This window comes from Pirellulales bacterium (genome assembly GCA_035499655.1).
Classification (GTDB): Bacteria; Planctomycetota; Planctomycetia; order Pirellulales; family JADZDJ01; genus DATJYL01.
Genome location: DATJYL010000084.1, coordinates 1 through 7,512 on the forward strand (window position 1 = coordinate 1; position 7,512 = coordinate 7,512).

5 protein-coding genes and 1 tRNA gene are annotated in these 7,512 nt (G+C 56.1%); all 6 read left to right on the forward strand.

Annotated features, from left to right (window positions below):
* The coding region (locus VMJ32_06165) for a hypothetical protein (GenBank protein ID HTQ38592.1) at positions 1 to 241 on the forward strand (241 nt) is incomplete at its 5' end.
* A 34-nt stretch (positions 242 to 275) separates the two neighbouring features.
* Positions 276 to 908 carry a hypothetical protein gene (locus VMJ32_06170; GenBank protein ID HTQ38593.1) on the forward strand — a complete coding sequence of 211 codons (633 nt, stop codon included), beginning with the start codon at positions 276 to 278 and terminating at the stop codon, positions 906 to 908.
* Positions 905 to 2,614: an NPCBM/NEW2 domain-containing protein gene (locus VMJ32_06175; GenBank protein HTQ38594.1), complete on the forward strand. Its 1,710-nt coding sequence runs from the start codon at positions 905 to 907 to the stop codon at positions 2,612 to 2,614. The genes VMJ32_06170 and VMJ32_06175 overlap by 4 nt, the downstream gene beginning before the upstream one ends.
* A 54-nt stretch (positions 2,615 to 2,668) precedes the next feature.
* On the forward strand, positions 2,669 to 4,066 hold the full coding sequence (locus tag VMJ32_06180; GenBank protein HTQ38595.1) for a hypothetical protein: 1,398 nt from the start codon (positions 2,669 to 2,671) through the stop codon (positions 4,064 to 4,066).
* 116 nt (positions 4,067 to 4,182) lie between these two features.
* Positions 4,183 to 4,256: transfer RNA gene (locus tag VMJ32_06185), tRNA-Arg, on the forward strand.
* A 390-nt stretch (positions 4,257 to 4,646) separates the two neighbouring features.
* Positions 4,647 to 6,815: a polysaccharide lyase family protein gene (locus VMJ32_06190; protein HTQ38596.1), complete on the forward strand. Its 2,169-nt coding sequence runs from the start codon at positions 4,647 to 4,649 to the stop codon at positions 6,813 to 6,815.
* Positions 6,816 to 7,512: the final 697 nt, after the last annotated feature.

The window sequence follows — 7,512 nt, forward strand, 5'->3', positions numbered from 1 at the left end:
CAATCAACAAGATCGGGTGCGAGAATTGAACCGCATGATTGCCGAGCTTAAAATGATCCGCATGTTGCAAACCAGGGTCACTCGCGAGACCAAGCAGACCGACGATCAACGGACCGCCGAACTGGATCATCTGTCGACTGAGCTGCAGCAACGCATCCAAGCCCTCCACGATCGGCAGCAAGACGTGTACGACGTGACCGATAAACTGAATACCCAACGCGGCAACGAAGTGCAACAGTAGCGAGTTTTGAATTTCATTCACGGGAGAATATGCCATGCACCGCTGGACCATAAAATTGCTCGGATGCGTTTGCGGTGTTGTGTTTGGCTTTCTGTTGTTTGGCATTGCCAGTGCCCAGGCCGCGGACGAAGAGCAACCCTCGGCCGATCCACTGGGCGACATTTCACAAGATATGAAAGTGGCCACGCATTGGTTGGCCAAATCGTCGACGGATGCCCTTACTCAAGAGACCCAGCAGGACGCGGTGCATAAGCTTGATGTCTTGATCGCGGCACTGGAAAAACAACGCCAACAAATGGGCAACGGCCCCGCCAGCATGAATCCGATGCGGCCGATGCAAGATTCGCGGGTTAAAGCCGGGCCCGGCGGCATGGGCAAATTGCACGACCCCAACGACGAGGGAAAACACTGGGCCGATTTGCCTGCGCACGAACGGGAACGAATTTTGCAATCGATGACCGATGGCTTTCCGGCCCATTATCAAGGCGTGCTGGAGCAATATTTCAAACGTTTGGCCGAAGAACAACCATTGAAAGCTGAAGAACAGGCGGCGCCCGCCGCCGATCATGCCCCATCCGCCGCGGCCCCAACGACCGGTGCAAATTCCGCCACGGGCGCCCCCACGCCGGCCACAGATTCCACTCCAGCGCCTGACACGTCAAAATGATTCAACCGATTCTCAAGCGAATGCTGTTGTGGATGGCTTTAGCCCTGTTGGCAAGCGCCGCGGCCACAACAGGCTTGTTCGCCGCAGACACTGGCGCCGATAAATCTGCTGATAAAAGCGGCGACAAGGGGGCTGAAATGCCTGCCCAGCCGCAACCGTCGGAAGCGCGGCAAGTCATCGTGCTGACGGCCGACGACAAAGAAATTAAAGGGGCACTGCTCGATGTGGTCGAGGGCGCGCTGAAAGTCGATTCTCAGCCGCCACAATCTATCGATTTGTTAGATTTGCAAAAACTGACATTCGGCGTTGCCGCGGGCCTGTCGACCAAATGGATCGGTCAAGATCAGCACGATTTTGTGCAAGTCGGCAGTCCGCTGTCGGGCAACGGCATTCAAGATGTTCACGTGCGTTTGTTGGGCTTGCCGGCCCAAAAACAAGTTCAACAAATTCGTTTGGTGTTGCGGTCGCCGCCGCACGTGTGGCTGATGGAACCGGCCGATTCGCCCAGTTGGCGGCTGCTCCTCCAACGCACTCCCCAATCTTCTTCGGCGGACGTGTATTTTGAACCACCCGCTGTCGATTTGTACGATCACGAACTGCAATTCATTCTCACCTATTCCGACAATTCCACCGACAAGCTCAGCGTAAAGGCTGACACACATACGAGCGATCAGGCCCAAATGAGTGCGGCGGCGCCGGCCAAAACCGGCGGCAGTCCGAAATCCGGCAACAGCGAAACGTTTTTAATTTCCGTCGACTTAGCGGGTGACGATTCGATTCGAGGTTCCCTTGAACAACTGACCGACGATGCACTTTCGCTGGATACTCCCTGGCAGTCCAATTTGCAAATTCCGCTCTTGCAAGCGCAGGGTTTTTTGCTCGAGCAGGCCACGCCGGAGGCAAAAAAACGGTACGCCCAGCGCCGCGCCCAGCCGGGCAACGACGATTTGGCCATCGTCCTGGCGAAAGATGGCAAACTGGCGGAAATTGCCGGCCGCATCAAAAAGTGGGAAGGCCAGCAATTGCGGTTTGTCTACGAAGGTGAAGAACATTCCATCGCTGGGGATCGTTTGCAGGCTATGGTGTTTGCGGCTCATCCCGCCGCCCATCCCACGCACGCCGCGCAGCAAGTGGTGCAACTATCGAATGGCGATGTGCTTTCCGGCAGTTGGCAAGGGCTGGCCGAGGGCAAAATTGCTCTGCAAATGCCCTGGAAAACGACGTGGGAAATTCCGCTGAATAGCGTGAGCGAAATATCCACGCGCAACGGGAACCTCGTGCATCTTTCCGATCAGCAACCGGTTACCGCGGAGCAAACGCCGTACTTCGGGCGGTTGCTAAGTTACCATCGTGATGAATCGCTCGACGGCGGCCCGTTGAAAATGAAAGGCAAAACCTACGCCAAAGGCTTGGCCGTCCATTCGCGCTGCGTGCTCAATTACGCGCTGGACGGCCAATTCTCCACGTTCAAAACCACCGTCGGTTTCGACGATGCGGCCGGAACCCACGGCAACGTGGCCTGCCGCGTGCTGGCCGATGGAAAAGAACTGTTCGCCAAGCCCGAGTTGCGGGCCGATCAAGACCCGCAAGTATTAGAGCTTTCCGTCAGCGGCGCGAAATTACTGACGCTGGAAGTCGACTTCGGCAAAGACGAAGACATTCAAGACCGCGTGATTTGGGCCGAACCGCGTCTGTATCGGAAATAAATGTGCAATCGGTAATAACGCGTGGCCAAGAGCTCTCTTCCGAGAACCAACAGCATGCCAACTCGCTGCTCATTCCAATCCGTTCGAGTTTCACACAGGGCATCCTGGATCGGGCTACTACTGGCGGTGATGGTCCACCAAAGCGTTTGGGCTCAAACCCTTCCGTTGGAAATTCATGAATGGTCGGTCTGGGTTACGGAGGTCAATCAAACGCAGCTCAACGCCGTGGGGGGCTATCCCAGCGCCATGCCGGGCTTAGTCGATACGTTCCGCAGCCGCAAGGCTGAGCCCGATCATCCCGACGTCGCCCCGCTGAGCGTGATCACGTTTTCCGGCCCGCCTACCGATCCGGTCGACGTTTTGCTGCGCATGACCAGCGGCCGATTTGTGGGGCAGTGGCCGGAAGCCGAAACGAAAAACAATCGCCTGGCCTGGCACGATTTGAAATTGAACACCGAGCCCGGCGACGCCACGTTAGGCTTTGTGCCCGAAGACCATTGGTTTGTCAAAGCCCGCCAACTTGATGTATTGCATGTGCTGCACGGCGCGCGGGCGGAGCGGTTCATCGCCTACGATCCGGAGTTGAATGTCTCGCTGGCGCTACGCGTCGAAGGCGGTCCCGATAAATACAAGCTGTACAACAGCGGCAAATATCCATTGAAAGATGTGCTGATGGTCGCGCCCGCATCCGGCGGCCAGCGCATCGGTTGGCTGGACGATTTGCCGGCCTCCAAAAAAGCGCAAGCAGCGGACAAAACGGGCACTGCCAAAGAGGCGACCGCCAAAGACGATGCAAACGATTCCCGTAAGGCTACCGGCGCCGCCGCGGTCAATGCCGTGGCGAACGTTCTGCAAGCAGTTACGGGCTCAGCCGGTTCGGCCAACGGCGACTCCGCGGCCAATTCGGCGGAAAAAACATCTGCCAAATCCGACGCCGATAAGGCCGACGCCACGCCGTCGGACCCGCCCGTCGAAATCGAAATGACGGGCCCCTTGGACGAAGCGCAGCTACAAGCCAAGGCCATTGCGCCCTTAAGACAACATCTGATCGCCGCCGGCCTAAAAGAGAGCGAAGCGGATTTGCTGCTGTCGATGTACAGCAATGCGTTTTTTCATTCGGCCGAGCCGGTGCTGCTGGCCCGGCTGCCGCAAGCGACCATCGACGATTTACTGCCGTTGGAAGTCGATCCCGACACCGCCAAGATTTCCCGTGTGGCATTGGTGATGGTTTTCAAAATCGATCCACAAATTCGCGATCAGGTCAAAACCTTGGTGGCGCAACTGGCCGACAACAGCTACGAAAAGCGCGAACAGGCTGAAGCCCGGCTTCGCGATTTAGGTCGCATGGCCGTCCCGGCGCTCAAGGAAGCCGCCAAAAGCAGCGACCCCGAACAAGTCATGCGCGCCGAGCGCCTGCTGATCCGCCAAGGCGAAAAGCTGGATGGAAAATAGATTTTCTCTCGTTCGAGTGCGCCAGTCTTGCGAACCTCCAAGCCGCTGCGATAATCTATCCCGTTCAGGCTGCGGCCCCATTTTCGACGGCATTGGTTTTTCGGGCAGCGGCCTTTGCACCCGTAGCTCAATTGGATAGAGCATCAGTCTTCGGAACTGAGGGTTGGGGGTTCGAGTCCCTCCGGGTGTACTGCACAGGATGGTTACCAGTCCCCATTTAGCGTCAGTTTTGCTTTTGGTAGGCCTCTCGGGGGGCGCACAGCCAAAAAAACCTTAAAATCAGCTAGCCAGACTATTCAAAATGCTGGACACCGCCGACTTTTTTGGTGAGAATGCTACCGGCACTGACGTGCCAAATTGATGGTGGTGGGGGCGATCTTCGCACGGATCGGCAGGGGGAGGCATTCAAATGAGGCCAGCAGCCTCAAGCGGGCATTGCGGCGCTATCGCCGTACACTCTTTGATTGGCACAGTCGCTCTGACGCGGGGGTCACGATTGCGCTGTAGTATTCAGACCGCCAGCGGAGTTCTTATCCTGCTTGCCGTGTTCTTGCTTGGCCCATTGCCATCCCAAGCGCAAGTGACCCTCACTGAAAACAGCAACACCAATTGGACGATTACCAATCATGCAGGGCTCACGGTGGTCTTTGATCCCAATGCCCAAGACATTACTTCCATTAAATTGAACGGCAGCTCCAATCTGATTTCCGAATTGGACGAAGAAACGGCCAGCGCCGGAATCGGAAACGGAACCTGGGCCTTCAATTCGCAGCTTGGGCCGAACAACAGTTACGTCGATGTGTCGGCTACCATGGCCTCTTCGGGCACCAGCGGAAATGCCATCACGTATTCCATCCACTACATTGTATTTGACAATGACCCAACGGTTCACGCGTATGAAGCAGTAAGCCACGCTTCGACCGATCCCGCCTGGAGTCAAGGGCAGGGCCAGTTTCTGTTTCGCGGGGTTACTTCTGGAGGAGTTTTTACCTCTACGTACCAGCAAAACACGGGCCCCAATAATCTACCCGGCGTAAGTGCTGCGTTCCCGCCCCTCACCTCCGGTTACGTAGGCCAAACGGTTCAGAACGTAACCTACCAAATCACTTCGCCGGGCGTGGCCGGCGACAATGGAACCAACTTTTTCACGAAATACGATACATCCACATACGTGCAATTCGATCAAGGGCAGACCTTGTACGGTCCCAGTTATGGCGTCACGGGGGTCATTCCGTCGACCGAATCGATGACCGGCGGGCCCACCAAACAGGATTTGGCTTTCACCGATCCGGCCATCATCAACGTCGAGTACAATTCCGACCACTATGGCATCGATGGTTCCGGATCAGGAGCATACCCGGGCTACGGAATCAACCTCCCGGCGGGCGACGCCACCAATATTGTGTATGGACCGTTTGCATTTAACGTGCAGTCGATGTCAGGAAGAACCGGCGCGCAAGTCTATCAGTCAGCGGTCAATAATATTCCTACATATTTGTCCGAGTACAACTCCGATGCGGCCTTGGTTTCGGCCGGTTATGTTCCCCGGACTGCGACAACACGGGGCAACATCAGCATGACCGCTGCGAATTCCGCCGGTTGGAGTAGCAACACGGCAAATAACACGGCGGTGCTTTCTGAAAACGGCGTGAACATGCAGGAATCGACGCTGGGCAGCCAGTATTGGGTTCAGCTCGGTCAAAACGGAAACGGGTCGATTAGTAATGTTGTACCGGGAACCTACCGTTTAACCCTGTACCAGCTTGGTCAATGGGGAGAAACGCGCTACAACAACGTTCCCATTGTGGCAGGGCAAACAAGTCTTCCGCAGAATGCGACGTTCACGCCGGAGAATTTCGGAACTTCCCCGCCCATTTGGACCATCGGCACGCCCAATCGCTCCGCCAATGAATTCACCAACGGCCACGATTCGTCCGTGGTCCTCGGTTCTTCCGGTCCCGATAAACGGCAGTATTACGGCGCCTACGACTACTGGGCCGAAATGGCCACGTTAGGCCACAACGGGTTTGTTTCGTACAACGCCACCGCCACCACCATTAATAGTGTGGCTGTTCCGGCCACCAATGACCCCAATGCGTGGATTGCCAATCAATGGCAAACCTTTAACCCTCCATTGTACGATTCGGCCAATGGTACTACGGACAACTATACGAATACTTGTCCAGCTTACGTTACCGCGGGCGGGGGACCGGCCAACTATCATGGCTCGGCCTGGCAAGTTCACTTTACGACAACAAGCACGCAACGTGCCCAAGGACAGTATGTAGTCCTTTCCGTGGCTGTGTTAGCGCTGGATGCCAGTCTAGTGGTCACGCTGAATGGGCATTCGGAAACCTGGACCTACAACAATTTTTCGCCCGACGACCCGATGACTCGCAGTGGCGATGCCGGTTTTTATCAATGGGCTGCTTTCCAGTTTCCAATTGCTGATCTCAATGCCGATGGTGTCGACGACGAATTCACTTTTGGCGTCAGTAGCCACACCAACGGCATGATGTATGACGCCCTGCGCATGGAAATTACCAACACCTCTGCCAGCCCTTCCACCACAGGCTGGTTCGACTATACCTACATCAACGGAGGTTCGCAGACTGCCCCCAATGATGCGGCGGGCTTGTCTCTAACGGTAAACTTAGTGCCCGAGCCATCTTCTATTGTTCTGCTCGCCATTGGCTCAATGTTCGTCTTCCGCCTACGAAGACGTGCGGTTAAGCCCATGGCCGTTTGATCATGGCCGACAAGCACATCTGACCCCCAACCCGCCGGAATCGAATTGTTCCTTTTCAACTGCCGCCCAGCCCCCCTACGCGCGGCAAATCCGTTCCTGGCCGTGTAAACCCTTCCTCTCTTTTTTACCTTCTTTCAATTACGACTGCTGTCTTGGGACACTCTGATACGGATTGTACGGGTCATAAGTAGCCCCTGGGCGGAAATCTTTTTTCCCGGTCCTTTGACTAGACGCAAATCGTGTCCTATATTACACCTAGCCGCGTTTTCTAGACCCGCCCAACCGCGGCCATTACACACGACGGAGCGACAGCTAACATTTGCCTAACGAGTGCACCGGCTCGGTAATTGCAAGAGGTTAAAAGCGCATGGTCGAGAGGCCGACGGACGTACATCCTTCGGCCGGAAGCAAGCACTAACCTGCAGCTTCTGTTTTCTCGTTGCCGCGCAGGACGCCGCGAAGCAATTACCTGCCCATTCGACCGGGTGCACGCCACGACGGTATAGGACGACTGTCGGTAGGCGCAAACCAATCGCAGGTATACACCGATGACGCGGCTGAACGTCCGTGGCAGTGCTTGTGCGCTGTTGAGCGCTATCGTTTCGTTTTCGCTCCTGTCGCTGACGACGCCTGCCTGGGCGCAAAATCAGCTTCGGTATCCGGTCATTCAAGCGCCGTTGCATGGCTCGGCTAACCA

Coding starts and splice junctions, on each gene's coding strand:
- VMJ32_06170 (HTQ38593.1), top strand. CDS start 276: ATGCACCGCTGGACCATAAAATTGCTCGGATGCGTTTGCGGTGTTGTG.
- VMJ32_06175 (HTQ38594.1), top strand. CDS start 905: ATGATTCAACCGATTCTCAAGCGAATGCTGTTGTGGATGGCTTTAGCC.
- VMJ32_06180 (HTQ38595.1), top strand. CDS start 2,669: ATGCCAACTCGCTGCTCATTCCAATCCGTTCGAGTTTCACACAGGGCA.